At 63.5% G+C, this 14,843-nt stretch carries 14 protein-coding genes and 1 tRNA gene; 4 read left to right on the top strand and 11 right to left on the bottom strand.

Annotated elements, in window-relative coordinates; translation table 11 throughout:
* Nucleotides 1–61 precede the first annotated feature (61 nt).
* Nucleotides 62–1,627 carry a porin gene (locus JJC00_RS17980; protein WP_200473804.1) on the bottom strand — a complete coding sequence of 522 codons (1,566 nt, stop codon included), beginning with the start codon at nt 1,625–1,627 and terminating at the stop codon, nt 62–64.
* Between the two features lie 674 nt (nt 1,628–2,301).
* On the opposite strand from JJC00_RS17980, the gene JJC00_RS17975 reads away from it, so the two are divergent.
* Nucleotides 2,302–2,394 (top strand) — tRNA-Ser (locus JJC00_RS17975).
* 264 nt (nt 2,395–2,658) lie between these two features.
* On the opposite strand, the gene JJC00_RS17970 is transcribed toward JJC00_RS17975, so the two are convergent.
* From JJC00_RS17970 to JJC00_RS17930, 9 genes are all read right to left on the bottom strand, one after another.
* Nucleotides 2,659–3,864, bottom strand: a complete 1,206-nt coding sequence (locus JJC00_RS17970) for an IS481 family transposase (RefSeq protein ID WP_200469653.1) — start codon at nt 3,862–3,864, stop codon at nt 2,659–2,661.
* Nucleotides 3,865–4,380: 516 nt separating this feature from the next.
* Nucleotides 4,381–4,647 carry a hypothetical protein gene (locus JJC00_RS17965; RefSeq protein WP_200473803.1) on the bottom strand — a complete coding sequence of 89 codons (267 nt, stop codon included), beginning with the start codon at nt 4,645–4,647 and terminating at the stop codon, nt 4,381–4,383.
* A 1,587-nt stretch (nt 4,648–6,234) separates the two neighbouring features.
* The gene (gatB, locus tag JJC00_RS17960) at nt 6,235–7,713 is read right to left on the bottom strand and encodes an Asp-tRNA(Asn)/Glu-tRNA(Gln) amidotransferase subunit GatB (RefSeq protein WP_200473802.1); all 1,479 of its coding nucleotides are present in this window, start codon (nt 7,711–7,713) and stop codon (nt 6,235–6,237) included.
* Nucleotides 7,710–8,012 carry a hypothetical protein gene (locus JJC00_RS17955; RefSeq protein WP_200473801.1) on the bottom strand — a complete coding sequence of 101 codons (303 nt, stop codon included), beginning with the start codon at nt 8,010–8,012 and terminating at the stop codon, nt 7,710–7,712. The genes gatB and JJC00_RS17955 overlap by 4 nt, the downstream gene beginning before the upstream one ends.
* Nucleotides 8,003–9,478 carry an Asp-tRNA(Asn)/Glu-tRNA(Gln) amidotransferase subunit GatA gene (gene gatA / locus JJC00_RS17950; RefSeq protein WP_200473800.1) on the bottom strand — a complete coding sequence of 492 codons (1,476 nt, stop codon included), beginning with the start codon at nt 9,476–9,478 and terminating at the stop codon, nt 8,003–8,005. The genes JJC00_RS17955 and gatA overlap by 10 nt, the downstream gene beginning before the upstream one ends.
* Nucleotides 9,475–9,687: a hypothetical protein gene (locus tag JJC00_RS17945; RefSeq protein WP_200473799.1), complete on the bottom strand. Its 213-nt coding sequence runs from the start codon at nt 9,685–9,687 to the stop codon at nt 9,475–9,477. The genes gatA and JJC00_RS17945 overlap by 4 nt, the downstream gene beginning before the upstream one ends.
* 18 nt (nt 9,688–9,705) lie before the next feature.
* Nucleotides 9,706–9,993, bottom strand: coding sequence for an Asp-tRNA(Asn)/Glu-tRNA(Gln) amidotransferase subunit GatC (gatC, locus tag JJC00_RS17940; RefSeq protein WP_007611211.1), 288 nt, complete (start codon nt 9,991–9,993; stop codon nt 9,706–9,708).
* A 91-nt stretch (nt 9,994–10,084) separates the two neighbouring features.
* Nucleotides 10,085–11,161 (bottom strand): NAD(P)H-dependent flavin oxidoreductase, encoded by a 1,077-nt coding sequence (locus JJC00_RS17935; protein WP_200473798.1) that lies wholly within the window; start codon nt 11,159–11,161, stop codon nt 10,085–10,087.
* A gap of 17 nt (nt 11,162–11,178) precedes the next feature.
* Complete coding sequence (locus tag JJC00_RS17930; RefSeq protein ID WP_246774249.1) at nt 11,179–12,156, bottom strand: NAD(P)H-dependent flavin oxidoreductase; 978 nt, start codon at nt 12,154–12,156, stop codon at nt 11,179–11,181.
* A gap of 95 nt (nt 12,157–12,251) precedes the next feature.
* Between JJC00_RS17930 and JJC00_RS17925 the strand changes: the two genes are divergently transcribed.
* Nucleotides 12,252–13,142, top strand: a complete 891-nt coding sequence (locus JJC00_RS17925) for a LysR family transcriptional regulator (protein WP_200473796.1) — start codon at nt 12,252–12,254, stop codon at nt 13,140–13,142.
* Here JJC00_RS17925 and JJC00_RS17920 read toward each other — a convergent pair.
* Nucleotides 13,129–13,344, bottom strand: coding sequence for a hypothetical protein (locus JJC00_RS17920; RefSeq protein ID WP_128966660.1), 216 nt, complete (start codon nt 13,342–13,344; stop codon nt 13,129–13,131). The two genes, JJC00_RS17925 and JJC00_RS17920, sit on opposite strands and share 14 nt — an antisense overlap.
* Before the next feature lie 47 nt (nt 13,345–13,391).
* Between JJC00_RS17920 and ruvX the strand changes: the two genes are divergently transcribed.
* Nucleotides 13,392–13,883, top strand: coding sequence for a Holliday junction resolvase RuvX (gene ruvX / locus JJC00_RS17915; RefSeq protein ID WP_200473795.1), 492 nt, complete (start codon nt 13,392–13,394; stop codon nt 13,881–13,883).
* 3 nt (nt 13,884–13,886) lie between these two features.
* Entirely contained in the window at nt 13,887–14,810 is a 924-nt protein-coding gene (locus tag JJC00_RS17910) for an AEC family transporter (protein ID WP_200473794.1), read from the top strand.
* Nucleotides 14,811–14,843 lie beyond the last annotated feature (33 nt).

Raw genomic sequence — 14,843 nt, 5'->3', positions numbered from 1 at the left:
CAAAAGCAAGAGCCCCCGGCGGTTTCCCGCCGGGGGCTCTCAGTTGATCGATAAATCGATCTTAGAAGGTGCGCTGAGCGCGGAGGAGCAGAGTGAGCGAGTTCTGATCCTTCAGCTCATACACAGCGCCCGGCTTGGCGTTGGCAGCCCAACCGTTGGGGCTGGCCGGAGCAGCGATCGTGCCGGAGTACTTCTGGTCCAGACGCGAATAGCTCAGGTCCGCGGTGAACGCCAGGTTCTTGACCGGGGTCCAGACGGTGTTGACACCGATCACGCCGAAGTTGAAGTCCGGGTTGCAAGTCGCAGTGGCGGCACCAAAAGCTGCGGTGAAGTTCGCGCAGATCAGGGCCTTGCCCGTGGTGCCGTACTTCAGCTGAGCATAGCCACCGTAGATGGCGCTCACCCAGTTCGGGCTCCAGTTGTGGGTATAGCCACCGCGGAAGCCCCAGGTCTTGACGGTATCGATGCCGGTACCAGCTCCGAAGACGCCGTCAGCCAGGCCGGCGAAACCGACGCTCTGATACGCGCCAACGCCAGAGCCGCTGAACATGAAGAAGTTCTGCGGGAACAGGGTCTGGAAGTTGTACTTGGTTGCACCGTCGGTGTAGACGGCCTGCAAGTTGATCGAGTCACCCGCACCAGTCGGGATGTTCTTGATCGACAACGATCCCTGCACAGCCCAACCCCACTTGTCGGAGGGATGACCGGTGGGTTCCGTTGAGCCGTAGTAGCCGGCATGCAGATCTTTTGCGGCAACCGAGAACTGGGCAAGACCCCAAGCCTGGTCGACACGAACCGCACCGATGATATCCGGCGAGCGCGTTCCACCCCAATCGTTGGTGCCATACAGACCCTGGATGAGGGCGGCACCAGCGTTTGCAGCAGCAGAAGTCGTCACAATCGCGCCGGCGCCGCTGAGAGCACTGGAGGCCGCGAAACCACTGGTGTTAAAGAGGTTCGACTGACCGGAGGTCAGCGTCGTATCTTCTTCCAACGCCAGCGAGCCGGTGATGCCCTGGCCGAAGTCAGCGGTATAAGCGAACTGGTTCACACCGGTGACGTGGTTGGAGCCGCCCGGAATGGAGTCGGGACCGCCAGCCGGATAGCTCTGCCACGGGGCGTCGAAGATCGAGACCGTGCGGCCCATGGTGAAGCCAGCGAACTGGATGAACGCATGGTAGAGACCGAGCGAGGGGTTGCCGGTCGAGAACGCCGTGCCACCCGAGGCGGCGGTGACGTTGGACGTATCATAGCTGAAGATCATATCAGCGTAGGTACGAACCACACCGTATTCGGTCGCCGTGCGGGTATCGACGTTGAGGTCCATACGAGCGCGGGTGTAGTAGTAGTTGGTCAGACGGTTGTTCGAACCGCCGTTCACAGTCGCCGTGCTGTTATTGAAACCATAGTCGCCGGAGCCGCCGAGGACTGCGTCAGCGCGCAGGTAACCACCCAGCTTGATGCAGGTGTCGGTGCCCGGGATGTAGTAGAAACCCGCACCGTACAGGGAGCAGATCTTCACGTATTCGACCGCTTTGGCCTTCACGGGGAGATCGGCTGCCTGCGCTCCGCCCACGGCGATGAGACCCGCCGCTGAGCCGAGCAAAAGGCTCTTAACCAACTTCATGTTAAACCTCCAAGTTGCTCTTCAGGGAAGGTCACTGACCCGAATGGCCAATTCCCCAACCCCCTTTAAATCACCGCCTTGGCCGCCTTCGCGTCTTCGGACACACCCGCATGAACGCGAGGGACTTAAGCGAAAGACCTAAACGGGACGACCTTGGGATGCCCCCCTCCGTCGCCCGATCACAATTACCGAACGTCCTTGCACACACAACAAGAGAACGCTCCGAAGCGGGCCTATGGAGTGTGTTTTCCGGCGGGTGTTGCACAAATAACACGCAGATGTGATCGCGCTAGGCCTGTAACATATTGTTATTATTGATGTTTTTTTGTCGTTCCATTTGCCCCGGGGGGTTCCCGGTCTGGCGGCTGGTGCGCCGACTTACGCACATTCGCGGTTCTGAAGGGCCCGAATCGTAGAATCGGCACAAGCGCTCAACGGGGTGTATTGCGCCCGTAACGATCACTGATCCCTGGCGGAGCAGGTGCAGTCCAGGAGGCACCAGCGTGCGTGCCACAGACATTCTATAAGGCCGCCTATCAGGCCGCAGCCGCCCGGGGAGATCGGGGAATCAGGGCGGACACCCTGGGCTGGCGGAAATCGTTGGGAATATTCGAGCGAAAACACACGCTTCCAAATTGACCGGCCCAAGCAATTAGATGCATAAGGCTCGCACCGGAGAGGTGGCCGAGTGGCTGAAGGCAACGCTTTGCTAAAGCGTCATACGGTCTCAAGCTGTATCGAGGGTTCGAATCCCTCCCTCTCCGCCACCCAGCGGCATGTCCAGCCCGGAGACATAGGTAACAGGTCGTACCTAAGACATGGGTGACAACCTCGTGCCGAACGGGTTGTCGAAGGGTTGCAGGGTCACTCACTCCACGCATTCGTTGGCATGGCCATTATTGCTCGGCCCGCACTTTCGCCGTCAAGCCCGCGCGCCAAGGGCGCGCCCCCTACGGGGCTTCGGGGGTTGACGGCTCAGCGCGGCCAAGCCGGTGGCTGCCATGCCAAGAATGAGCAAGAGTGCATCTCGGTCAGAGCGACAATGTCGTACCGGGAACATCGGTGACGGGCTTCGGGCCGAATGGATTGTCGAGGGGTTGCAAGGTCTTTTGCTCGAGGTCGAAGTATCCCAGATCGTAGTGCATGAAGCTGACGAGCCAAATGCCATCGTCGACTTCCTTGATGCCGAGCTTCTGGCCGGCCAGCACGCTCGAGATGTTGATCCTCTTGCGATGCAGGCAGAGCCGTCCGCAGGCCGTGACGAGGACGTCGCGGTCATGGAATGGATAGGACAGTTCGGGCAAGCCGTCATAGTGGCGCGGTGAAGCCGCATACAATTCCGCCGGACACTTCATGTCGAGCGCCTCGTGCGGTCTTTCCGTGTTGAATTCGTGAACGAAGGCATCGAAGCGGTCTTGTTGTTGCAGAATATTCGAGCCTGGCGGCCGGGTCGCCTCCTTCTTCAGCGTCAGGTGCATGCGCTCGTGACGGCCATTCTGCTGCGGATGGCCAGGCTTGATGCGTTCGATGGCGATGCCGAGACGAAGCCACCAGACCGAGAGCCTTGACAGGTTGAACAGCGCATTGGGGCTGGCGAACGGTACGCCATTGTCGGAGCGGATCGACAGCGGCAGCCCGCGTTCGGCAAACAGCCGCTCGAACGCCGTAACTGCCAGTTCCTCTCGCGTCGACTCCAGAGCTTCGCACATGAGCAAGAACCGCGAAGCCTGATCGGTCACGGTGAGTGGGTAGCAATAGCGCCCATTGCCGAGCTTGAACTCGCCCTTGAAGTCGGCGCACCAGAGGTCATTGGGCGCAACCGCGGCCGACAACCGCGTGCCCTGCGCCGGGGTCTTCCGTTCACGGGCGCGCTTGACCAGGCCCTGGCGGTCGAGCACGGCATGGATGGTGCTCTTGGCCGGCACCCTGACGTCACCATCCAGCCGCCGGACCAGGAGCTCGCGGATTTTGCGGGCTCCCCAATGTGGCTTCTCGGTTTTCAGGCGTACGATCAGGCTTTCGAGCTGCTGCGGCAGCTGGTTGGCGTAGCGGACCGGCCGCCGCGACCGGTCCGTCAGGGCCTCAAGCCCGTGCTCCTTGTACCGACCAAAGATCTTGTAGCCGGTCTTCCGCGATATGCCGAAATCCCGGCATACGTCCGTCATTGCCTCGCCATCCAACAGCCGGGCAACAAACCGCAGGCGCTCCTCCATCACCGAACTCGCTTTCCACGGCATCCACACCTCCCGCAGAACAAAAGCGGAAAGTGTAACCCATGTGTCCGGTACGTTTTGTCACCTATGTCTCGGGCCGCTCAGCAGAATCCAGGTCTGTTCATCTGAAAAGCGATCGCCGCACGGCTGCGAAAGCCTGGCGCGAGGATTCGCGCGGCTGACTTCGGCCCGATTCGCGCCTCCTTATATATGTGTGCGCACGTCTAGATGCGGGATCGCCAGATCCGCCAATGCGAGGGCGAGATCAGCACCGCCTCGCCTGCCCAGACATTGAACCAGACGCCCGCCCAAGCGCCGGCACGGAAACGTCAGCGGCAGAATGCCGGTCTTGTGCGGCCGTCCGAGTTCCAGATCGCAATCGTCGGGCGCGATCTGAATCGGCAGCCACGGACTTCGTCCTGAGCATTCTTGTCGGGATCGCTCATGCCGCGTGGGTCTAATTGGCGGCACGACGCGGGAACTTGATTCAGCGCAACCAGATCGCCCCGTGAAACCGCGGGGCCGGATGCGTTTCACAATTCAGTGCGCGGACACCCACGCCCTCGCGTCACGCTGCGCGGCCGAAATCTCGGCCTCGGACATCTGGCCGGCCACTTCCTGGCGCAGCGCGACGGCGTCCTTGCGGCCCTTCAGGGCTGCGAGGTTGAACCATTTGTGCGCGGCGACGAGGTCGACCAGGCCCGAGCGGCCGCTCGCCCAATAGATCCCACGCTCGAACAGAACGTCGGACAGCGCGCTTGCATCGATCGGCGTTGCCGCATCGAGATCGAAAGTACCCTGAAACATAACGCATCCCCTTTTTCTTATGCCGCCTCGTTCCCCCGAGCGCGGCTCCCGTCCAACTCTGATTTGCGTGATCCTTCTGGATCGCGCGCCGTTCAACTCATCCCAGAGGCTTCTTGCCCGAGCCTTCTTGTCCAAGTCTTTTTGCCCAAGTCGTTTGCCGGCTTGTTGGAGGCGATGATGGCGGTCAAATTTGAATGGCAGTTTAAGTATCGCGATGAAGCAGACGTAAACGCCAGCGCGCGCCACGCCCGCGGGAAGTTCAAAAAACCTCTGTCTTGCAGGCACTTCTGCGATTCGTCAGATTCGGTTTACCTTGGGATTTTCGGACATCGATAACCATCGCGCGCGGTAGCACGTGTCCTGCGGTTACAATTTGTGGGAGCGGCGGCGGTGGACGGGTCGCAGGATCGCCTCGCGCTGCGAACGCTAACCCCCGGCCGTCATGCCGGCAGGACACGGAGGTCGAGACCCGGCGTCGGGCCGATGGCCTGGCATTGCGCCTGAGTAACCAGCATCGCGGCAACGAAACTTCGCCGCCCCCTCGCCTGCCTCAAGGCAGCACGGACACGGCAACGCGACAGCGCAGGATGACTGCGCCGCGGTCAGATCAACAATGTCGGGAAAGGAATGCCGGCAATACCCCGGCCTCAGGGAACGAGGGCGTCGGCGAACACGTCAGGATCAGATTCCAAATTGGCCCGAAGGCCGTCTGTGGAATTGCGGAGCCCTTATTCAAGGAGCCGCACCGAACGAAGAAAACTTGTTTCCTCTGCCGGACCGGACTTTGACGAGCGGGCTCGTGAAAGCTGACGATCCGACCGTTGACCTGATGTCTCGCCGACACCCTCTATCGTCGACCAGAACCTCTAGGAGGCGCTGATGACGTGCCGGCTCTCTAGGAGCCGGCAACTTCAGAAGCGAAGTTACTTCTTCTTGGCGACCTTGCGGGTCTTCTTCGCAGTCTTCTTCACTGCGCTCTTCGCCTTCTTCGCCTTCTTCGCCTTCTTTGCTTTCTTGGCCATGTTGCCCTCCGATGTGTGAGATGGCTTAATTGCTGCGCGCATTCGGGGATCGAATGCACTCACCCCGAATACACCAACACGACGAAAAAAACATCTTCTCACTTAAGGAAGTGTTGACGGCGCAGCGCGCGTGCGCCAGCCGCACTTGATTTGCCGACACGCAGAGACACGCGTCTGCGATTGCAAATGCTTCTCGCAGCATTGATCTCGACAACAGCGGCGATTGCAAGAATACCCTATGCAGCAAGTATTTTTCTGCGCGCGTACATCACGCGCGATCAGTGCGATGACGCGCGCCGCAAGGCGCGCGATGACGTCGTGGAGGCGAGTCGCGGACTCTGAGTCGCGAATTTTGGCAACGAAATTATTTTCATGCTTAACGGCGGAAGCGCTCGTCAGGGCGTGTGCAAGTCGCGGTTTTGCGCGAATCGCGCCACCGCGATTCGCATCTGCATCGTGACCTCAGCGGGATGAAGTCTACTGTCTGCGATGCGTGCGCGCGTCCCGTCTCGACGCCGCGCGAGGAGACGGCGAGCGTCTCACCGTCTCGTCCGAACGCGTGACGTCAGATGCCGAGCTTGGACTTGAGCAGGTCGTTGACGCTCTGCGGGTTCGCCTTGCCGCCGGATGACTTCATCACCTGGCCGACGAACCATCCGAGCGACTGCGGCTTGTCCTTCACCTGCGCGGCCTTGTCGGGATTGGCCGCGATGATGTCGTCGACAACCTTTTCGATCGCCGAAAGATCCGTGACCTGCTTCATGCCGCGGCTTTCGACCAGCGCACGAGGGTCGCCGCCCTCCTGCCAGACGATCTCGAACAGATCCTTGGCGATCTTGCCGGAGATCGTGCCCTCGCCGATCAGGTCGATGATCGCAGCGAGCTGCTCAGATGACACCGGCGAGCCCGCAATATCCCGGCCTTCCTTGTTGAGACGGCCGAACAGCTCGTTGATCACCCAGTTCGCCGCCATCTTGCCGTCGCGGGCGCGGTTGGCGAGCCTATCGAGCACCGTTTCATAGAACACCGCGCTCTCGCGCTCGGCAACAAGCACGCTCGCATCATAGGCCGACAGGCCGAAGTCGGCGACAAAGCGCGTCTTCTTCTGGTCCGGCAGCTCGGGGAGCTCAGCCTTCAGCGCGTCGACGAAGCTTTGCGAGAACTCCAGCGGCAGCAAATCCGGATCAGGGAAGTAGCGGTAGTCATGCGCCTCTTCCTTCGAGCGCATCGAGCGCGTCTCGCCCTTGTTGGGGTCGTAGAGCCGCGTCTCCTGATCGATCTGGCCACCATTCTCGAGGATTTCGATCTGGCGGCGCGCTTCGTACTCGATCGCCTGGCCGATGAAGTTGATCGAGTTCATGTTCTTGATCTCGCAGCGGGTGCCGAGCGGCGCGCCCGGCTTGCGCACGGAGACGTTGACGTCGGCGCGCAAGCTTCCCTTCTCCATGTCGCCGTCGCAGGTGCCGAGATAGCGCAGGATCGAGCGCAGCTTGGTCACATAGGCCTTGGCCTGCTCGGCATCGCGGATATCAGGCTTTGAGACGATCTCCATCAGCGCCACGCCGCAGCGGTTGAGGTCGACATAGGACATGGTCGGCGACTGGTCGTGCATTAGCTTACCGGCATCCTGCTCCAGATGCAGCCGCTCGATGCCGATGGTGACGCTGCGGCCGCCGTCGAGTTCGACCAGCACCTCGCCCTCGCCCACGACCGGCGACTTGTATTGGCTGATCTGATAGCCCTGCGGCGAGTCCGGATAGAAATAGTTCTTGCGATCGAACACCGAACGCAGATTGATCTTTGCGTTGAGGCCGAGCCCGGTCCGGACAGCCTGCCTGACGCATTCCTCGTTGATAACGGGCAGCATGCCCGGCATTGCGGCATCGACCAGCGACACGTGGCTGTTCGGCTCGCCACCGAACGTGGTCGACGCGCCCGAGAACAGTTTCGAGTTCGACGTCACCTGGGCATGGATTTCCATACCGATGACCATCTCCCAATCACCGGTGGCGCCCTTGAGAAGCTTGTGCGTGGCCGTGCTCATGTCCTGCTCCCGAGCAGCGTGGTAGCGATCCGCTCCCACTCCGCTTCCAATGAATCCTTTGCCGCGGGCTGGCCGGCCTGGCGATACCAATAGCCGGCATTGCCGAGATCGCCTTCGACGCGATGCAGATAGGCGTGCACCCAAGCGGCGTCGCGGCCCTGGTCGTCCTGGACGATCCTGTGCGCCTGGTCCCAGTCGCCTTTCGCGGCCCACCAGAGACCGGCAAGCGGCGCGGTCAGGTCCGGCGCGGGCGCCGCGCCGTCGAGGCTCGCGATGAAATCAGCGACATTCACCACCACCTCGCGGGCGTGAAGCGGCCGGCGGCCTGTTCGATCACCTCGCCGAGCGAGAACAGCGTCTCCTCCTCGAAGGGACGGCCGATCAGCTGCAGGCCGAGCGGGAGGCCTTGGCGGTCCTTGCCGGCGGGCACCGCGATGCCCGGCAGGCCCGCCATGTTCACGGTCACCGTGAAGATGTCGTTGAGATACATCTCGACGGGGTCGGCGCCGCCCTTCTCGCCGATGCCGAAGGCAGCCGACGGCGTCGCCGGGGTCAGGATCGCGTTGACGCCCTTGGCGAAGCAATCCTCAAAGTCCTTCTTGATCAGCGTGCGCACCTTCTGGGCGCGCAGGTAATAGGCGTCGTAATAGCCGGCCGAGAGCACGTAGGTGCCGATCATGACGCGGCGGCGCACCTCGGCGCCAAATCCTTCGGCGCGGGTGTTCTCGTACTGCTCGATGATGTTCCTGCCCTGCTCGCGCAGGCCATAGCGGACGCCGTCGTAGCGCGCGAGGTTGGAGGAGGCTTCCGCCGGCGCCACGATGTAATAGGCTGGCAGCGCGTATTTGGTGTGCGGCAGCGACACCTCGACGAGCTCGGCACCGGCCGCTTTCAACCACGCCGCGCCCTCGCTCCAGAGTTTCTCGATCTCGGCCGGCATGCCGTCGAGACGATACTCCTTGGGAATGCCGATCTTCATGCCCTTCACGGACTTGCCGATCGCGGCCTCGTAATCCGGCACGGGGATGTCGACCGAGGTCGTGTCCTTCGGATCGTGCCCGGCCATCGAGCGCAGCAGCATCGCGGCATCGCGCGTGCTGCGCGCGATTGGTCCGGCCTGGTCGAGCGACGAGGCAAAGGCGACGATGCCCCAGCGCGAGCAGCGGCCATAGGTCGGCTTGATGCCGACGGTCGCGGTGAACGCGGCCGGCTGGCGGATCGAGCCGCCGGTGTCGGTCGCAGTCGCGCCCATGCAGAGCAGCGCCGCCACCGCCGAGGCCGAGCCACCGGACGAGCCGCCCGGCACCAGTGTCGTGTTGCTTCCCTCACGCCGCCAGGGATTGCCGACGGGACCGAAGCACGAGGTCTCGTTCGCCGAGCCCATCGCGAACTCGTCATTGTTGAGCTTGCCGAGCATCACCGCGCCATCACGCCAGAGCTGCGAGGTGATGGTGGACTCATAGGTCGGCACGAAATTGCCGAGGATCTTCGAGCACGCCGTGGTGCGAACGCCCTTGGTCGCGAACAAGTCCTTGATGCCGAGCGGGATGCCGGCGAGCGGACCGGCATCGCCCTTGGCGATCTTCTCGTCCACGGCCTTCGCCATGTCACGCGCGCGATCGGGCGTCTCCATGACGAAGGCATTGAGCACGCGCGCGGCTTCGATCGCGGAAAGATGCGCGTCGGTCAGCTCGAGTGACGTGAAAGTCTTGGCCGCGAGACCCTTGCGGGCCTCGGCGAGCGTCAGCGATGTCAAATCGGTCATTTATTGATCGGGCTGCAGAAGAAAGGAGACAGGGTCTTGTCGTTGGCCGGGTCGTCTTTTTTGGCGGCCGCATTCGCGGCGGCCTCGAGCTCGTCGAGCACGGCATTGACGGCGACGTTGGGATCGGCAGCCTTGCCCTGCCGGTCCATCTTGTCGAGATAGTTCATATAGGCCTGATAGGCCTTCTCATCGTCGCATAGCAGGCACATCGGACCACGTCCTAAGGATTACTCGACGACTTTGGGCACCAGGAAAAAGTGACCTTCGGTCGCGGGCGCGTTGGCAACGATATCGTCGGCGATCTCGCCGTCATTGACCACGTCTTGCCGCTTCTTCATCTGCATCGGGGTGACCGAGGTCATGGGCTCCACGCCCTCGACATTGACCTCCGAGAGCTGCTCGACAAAGGCGAGCATGGCGTTGAGCTCGCCCTGCAGATGCGGAACCTCGCCCTCGGAAACCGCAATGCGCGCCAGATGCGCGATGCGGCGGACGGTAGCGGCGTCGACGGACATTATATAAGGCCTCTCACGGCAAAACCTACAGGGCAAAACCCATGTGCCGTATAGCAGAGGCCGGTTTTGCGCCGCAACCGGCGTGGCTGGCCTAGCCGGCCAGCGCCTTCATGCGGGCCAGTGCCGATTTGGCAAGATCCCGGGTCAATTCGGCGGCGGGGACCTCGCGGCCGAGCGCGATGGCCTGTCCAGCCCAGAGATTGGTAAAATCCACCCGGCCCTGCTTTTCGGCAGCCGTCTTCAGCGGCCCCAGCGCGGTTGCGGCATGGGGAAACGGCGGCGCATCCGGGGAGATCGGGCCGGCCTCGCGCATCAGGCGGTTCTGGACACCGCGCGCCGGGCGTCCGGTCATGACGTTGGTGATGACGGTGGAATCGTCCCGCGCCTCGGCGAGCGCCTTGCGGCCGCCCGCGCTGACCTTGGACTCCGGACAGCGCAAGTAAGCGCTGCCGATCTGCACGCCGGAGGCCCCGAGCGCGAAGGCCGCAGCAATGCCGCGCGCGTCGGCGATGCCACCGGCCGCGATCACCGGCACCTTCACGGCATCGGCGACCTGCGGCACCAGCGCAAACGTGCCGGGCTGCTCGGAGATCTTCTCGGTCAGGAACATGGCGCGGTGACCGCCGGCCTCGGCGCCTTGCGCGATGACGGCATCGACGCCGCGCTGTTCCAGCCAGACGGCTTCCTTCACCGTCGTTGCGGACGAGATGACGAGACATCCGGCCGCCTTGACGCGCGTGAGCAGCGCCGGCTCCGGCAGACCGAAATGGAAGCTGACGACCTCCGGCTTCAACTCCTCGACGACCTCGCAGAAAGAGGCGTCGAACGGTGCGCGGTTCGCCGCATTGATCGGCGCGGCGGGATCGAGGCCATGCTCGGTGTAATAGCCAGCGAGCCGCTGCTTCCAGCGCGCCTCGGCCTCGGCCGTGAGCTCGATCGGCGTGTGGCAGAAGAAGTTCACGTTGATCGGGGCCGCGATGCGCTGGCGCATGATGTTGACCTGATCGCGCGCCTTCTCTGGCGATACCATCGCGCAGGCCAGCGAGCCGAGCCCTCCGCCTTCCGCGACGGCGATCGCAAGATCCTGATCTGTGACGCCGGCCATCGGCGCCAGCACGATCGGGAATTCGGTCTTGAAGAGATCGATCAGTCGACGGTCAGGCCACATGGTGTGTCTCTCTTGGTTCAGGCGAGCGATGCGATGGAATTGCGCCGGCCGGCAAGAAGTTGCTCGGCCTCAGTCGCAATCCGTTCGACGATCTCGGCCGCCGGTGGAATATCATGGATCAGGCCGGCTGCTTCTCCCGCAAACACGGCCGCGACTTCGAAATCGCCCGCCATTTTCGCCGCGGCGTACTCCTCGGCGACTTCGTCCGCGCGCTGCATCAGCTCGATCTCACGGCCGGTCCAGCTCTTGATATGGTCGTTGACCAGCGTGCGTGCGGTGAACGGCGCCGGCCAGAACAGCTTCCGCGACCAGTCGGGAATGACGCCGCGCACGGTGCCATTGCCGTCGGCTGTGCGAATGCGCTCCTTGGCCTCGGCAGCGCCATTGGCCTCCACGCTTGCACAGAAGCGCGTGCCGACCAGCACGCCGGATGCACCGAGCATCATCATTGCCGCCAGACCGCGACCATCGGCGATCCCGCCGGCCGCGACGACAGGCACGCGCCCGGCTGCGAGATCGACGATCGCAGGCACGATATCGACCGTGGTGCGCGACGCGCCGTGGCCGCCCGCCTCCGTCCCCTGCGCGACCAAAATCTCCGCACCGGCATCGAGCGCCTGTTTCGCCATGTCCTCGCTCTGGACCTGGCAGATCAATCGCGCACCGCTTGCCTTGATCTGCGGCGCGAACGGCGCGGGATCTCCGAACGACAGCATGATGGCCTGTGGTCGCGCGGCGAGCGCGATGTCGAGAAGCTCGGGTTGTTTTGCCAGGCTCCAGGTGATGAAGCCGATGCCGAACGGTGCAAAGCCTTTCAGCTCGGCAGCCTCAGCCTGAAGTCGGACGCGGTCGCCGTAGCCACCACCGAGGATCCCGAAGCCGCCAGCTTCGCTGACTGCGCGGGTCAGCCGGCTGCCCGCGATCGTGTCCATGGGCGCTGACAGGACCGGATGCCTGATCCCGAGAAGCTCCGTCAGCGGCGTGACGATCGGCATAGGTTCTCCACTCTGGACAGGAACACTAGGCGGAATTAGCATTCTCGAAAAATGAATTGTTGCAAACGCTGCCATCACAAAAGCGAAACGATGCCATGGAACTAAGTGACATCCAGACCTTTGCCGCGGTCGCCCGCACCGGCGGCATCACCCGCGCCGCCGAAGAGCTCAACACGGTGCAATCCAACGTCACCCAGCGCATCAAGGCCTTGGAGGCCGAGATTGGCACGCCGCTGTTTGAGCGCCATAGCCGCGGCATGGCGCTGACCGGCGCAGGCAAGCGCCTCCTCCCCTACGCGCAACGAATGACGGCGTTGTCGCGCGAGGCCGTGCTCGCGGCGCGCGACGATGGCGAGCCGAAGGGGCCGCTTTCGATCGGCTCGATGGAGACAACGGCTGCGGTGCGACTGCCGCCGCTGCTCGCCGATTTCCACCGCCGCTTCCCGGCCGTGCGCCTGAGCCTGCGCACGTCGCCGACCGCCGATCTCGTCGCCGGTGTGCTCGAAGGCACGCTGGACGGCGCTTTCGTCGCTGGTCCCATCGCGCATGCTGACCTCACCGTAACAAGCGCGTTCCGCGAAGAACTGGTGCTGGTCAGCGCGCTGCGCTGGTCCTCGCTCGCCGAGCTGCGCGCCGGCACGCCGGAATCGGGCCCGACCGCGCTGGTGTTTCGCACCGGCTGCACCTACCGCCAGCGGCTCGAACAGATATTTGTGGAATTCGGCTGGCCCTCCGCAGTGCGCTTCGAGCTCGGCACGCTCGACGGCATGATCGGCTGCGTCGCCGCCGACATGGGCGTGACGCTGTTGCCGCGCGCGGTGGTCGAGCGCAGCGCGATGACCGGCAGCGTGACGATGCACGCGCTGAGCCCGTCGCATGGCCGCGTCGAAACGCTGTTCATCCAACGCCGCGCCGGCCATCAATACAGTGCGCTTCAAGGCTTCCTGTCCTGCCTGACGAGGGAGGAGGAAATCATCGCGGCCTAATCCACCACCGCCGCAGCGCAACGAACGCCCAGATCGCCTCGACCAGACCGAACGGCCAAGCCCCCTGCAGGAAGCCGTAAGCCGAGCCGAGCGCACAGGAGGCGGCGAACAGCAGCACGAACCAGTGGCTGCGGTCTTCGAGGGCATAGCAGACCAGCATCGCCGTCACGGCAAACAGGCCGAATAGTGTCAGTGCATCCATCGTTCAGGGTTCACTCCGCGGCGCGACGCATGATATGCGCTAGTGCCATGCCGGCTCTTATCCTGCCCCTGATCGATGCTGCAACCCACTGGCCCGAACGCGGCGGGTTGATCGGGCTTGACCTCGGCACCAAAACCATCGGCGTTGCCGTGTCCAATCCGGACCGCCGGCTTGCGACCGGTGTCGAGACGATCCAGCGCAAGGCGTTCAAGCAGGACGCGGCGCGGCTGCTCGCCATCGCCACTGAGCGCAAGGTCGTCGGCTTCGTGCTCGGCCTGCCCATCAACATGGACGGCAGCGAGGGCCCGCGCGCCCAGTCGACCCGCGCCTTTGCCCGCAATCTCGCCAACCTGACCACGCTCCCCATAGGCCTGTGGGACGAGCGCCTCTCGACCGCAGCGGTCGAGCGCGAGCTGATCGGCATGGATGTCAGCCGCGCCAAGCGCGCCGAGGTGATCGACGAGCACGCCGCGATCTTCATCCTGCAGGGTGCGCTCGACCGGCTCGCCAATCTGCGCACGGCAGCGGGGAATAGCTGATCCATGGCGGTCGTGATCGCGGCGCTGCTGCCGGTCTTCATCCTCATCGTGCTCGGCGTGGTGCTCCGCCACAGCCTGATGCGGCTCGACACGCAATGGCACGGGCTGGAGCGGCTGACCTATTTCGTGCTGTTTCCGATGCTCTTGATCCAGACCCTGGTGAAGGCCGATCTCACAAAAGTGCCGGTCGCCGGCGTCGGCGGTGCGCTGCTGCTGTCGGCGCTCGCGATGTCGCTACTGTGCCTCGCGCTCCGCCCGGCCCTGTCGCGCCTCGACATCGACGGCCCCGCCTTCACCTCGATCTTCCAGGGCGCGACGCGCTGGCAGACCTATGTGGCGCTCTCCGTCTCCGCCAATCTGTATGGCGATGTCGGCCTGGCCCTGGCCTCGGTCGCCATGGTCGCGATCATTCCGCTGGTCAACGTGTTCAGCGTTGCCGTGCTCGCGCACTACGCGTCACCCGAGAAGCAGTCGGCGCGCGCGATCGTCATGACGGTGATCCGTAATCCCCTGATCTGGGCCTGTGCGATCGGCCTCTTCATCAATGTCATTCATCTGCCCCTGCCAAAGATCTGGCATGAGGTTGCCGATGCGCTCGGCCGCTCCTCGCTCGCCATCGGCCTGCTCGTCACCGGTGCCGGCCTCCAGCTGAAGGGCCTGCTCCGCCCGAGCATGGGCGCGACGATCGGCGTGGCGTTCAAGCTGGCGCTAATGCCCGTGCTCGCGCTGGCGCTCGCGGTCTGGTTTGGCCTGTCAGGTACCAACCTTGCGATCGTCGCGATCTGCGCGGCAGTGCCGACCTCGCCGAGCGCCTATGTGCTGGCCCGCCAGATGGGCGGTGATGCGCCCCTGCTGGCGCAGATCATCACGCTGCAGACGATTTTGGCGGCGATCACGATGCCGATCGCAATCGCGCTGGTGGCCTGAGGCCTAGAGCCATTTCCGTTCCGATGGAATCGG

The organism is Bradyrhizobium diazoefficiens (assembly GCF_016616885.1).
Lineage (GTDB): Bacteria > Pseudomonadota > Alphaproteobacteria > Rhizobiales > Xanthobacteraceae > Bradyrhizobium > Bradyrhizobium diazoefficiens_F.
Note: the sequence above shows the minus strand (reverse complement) of the source record. Positions and strands in the feature narration are given on the sequence as shown.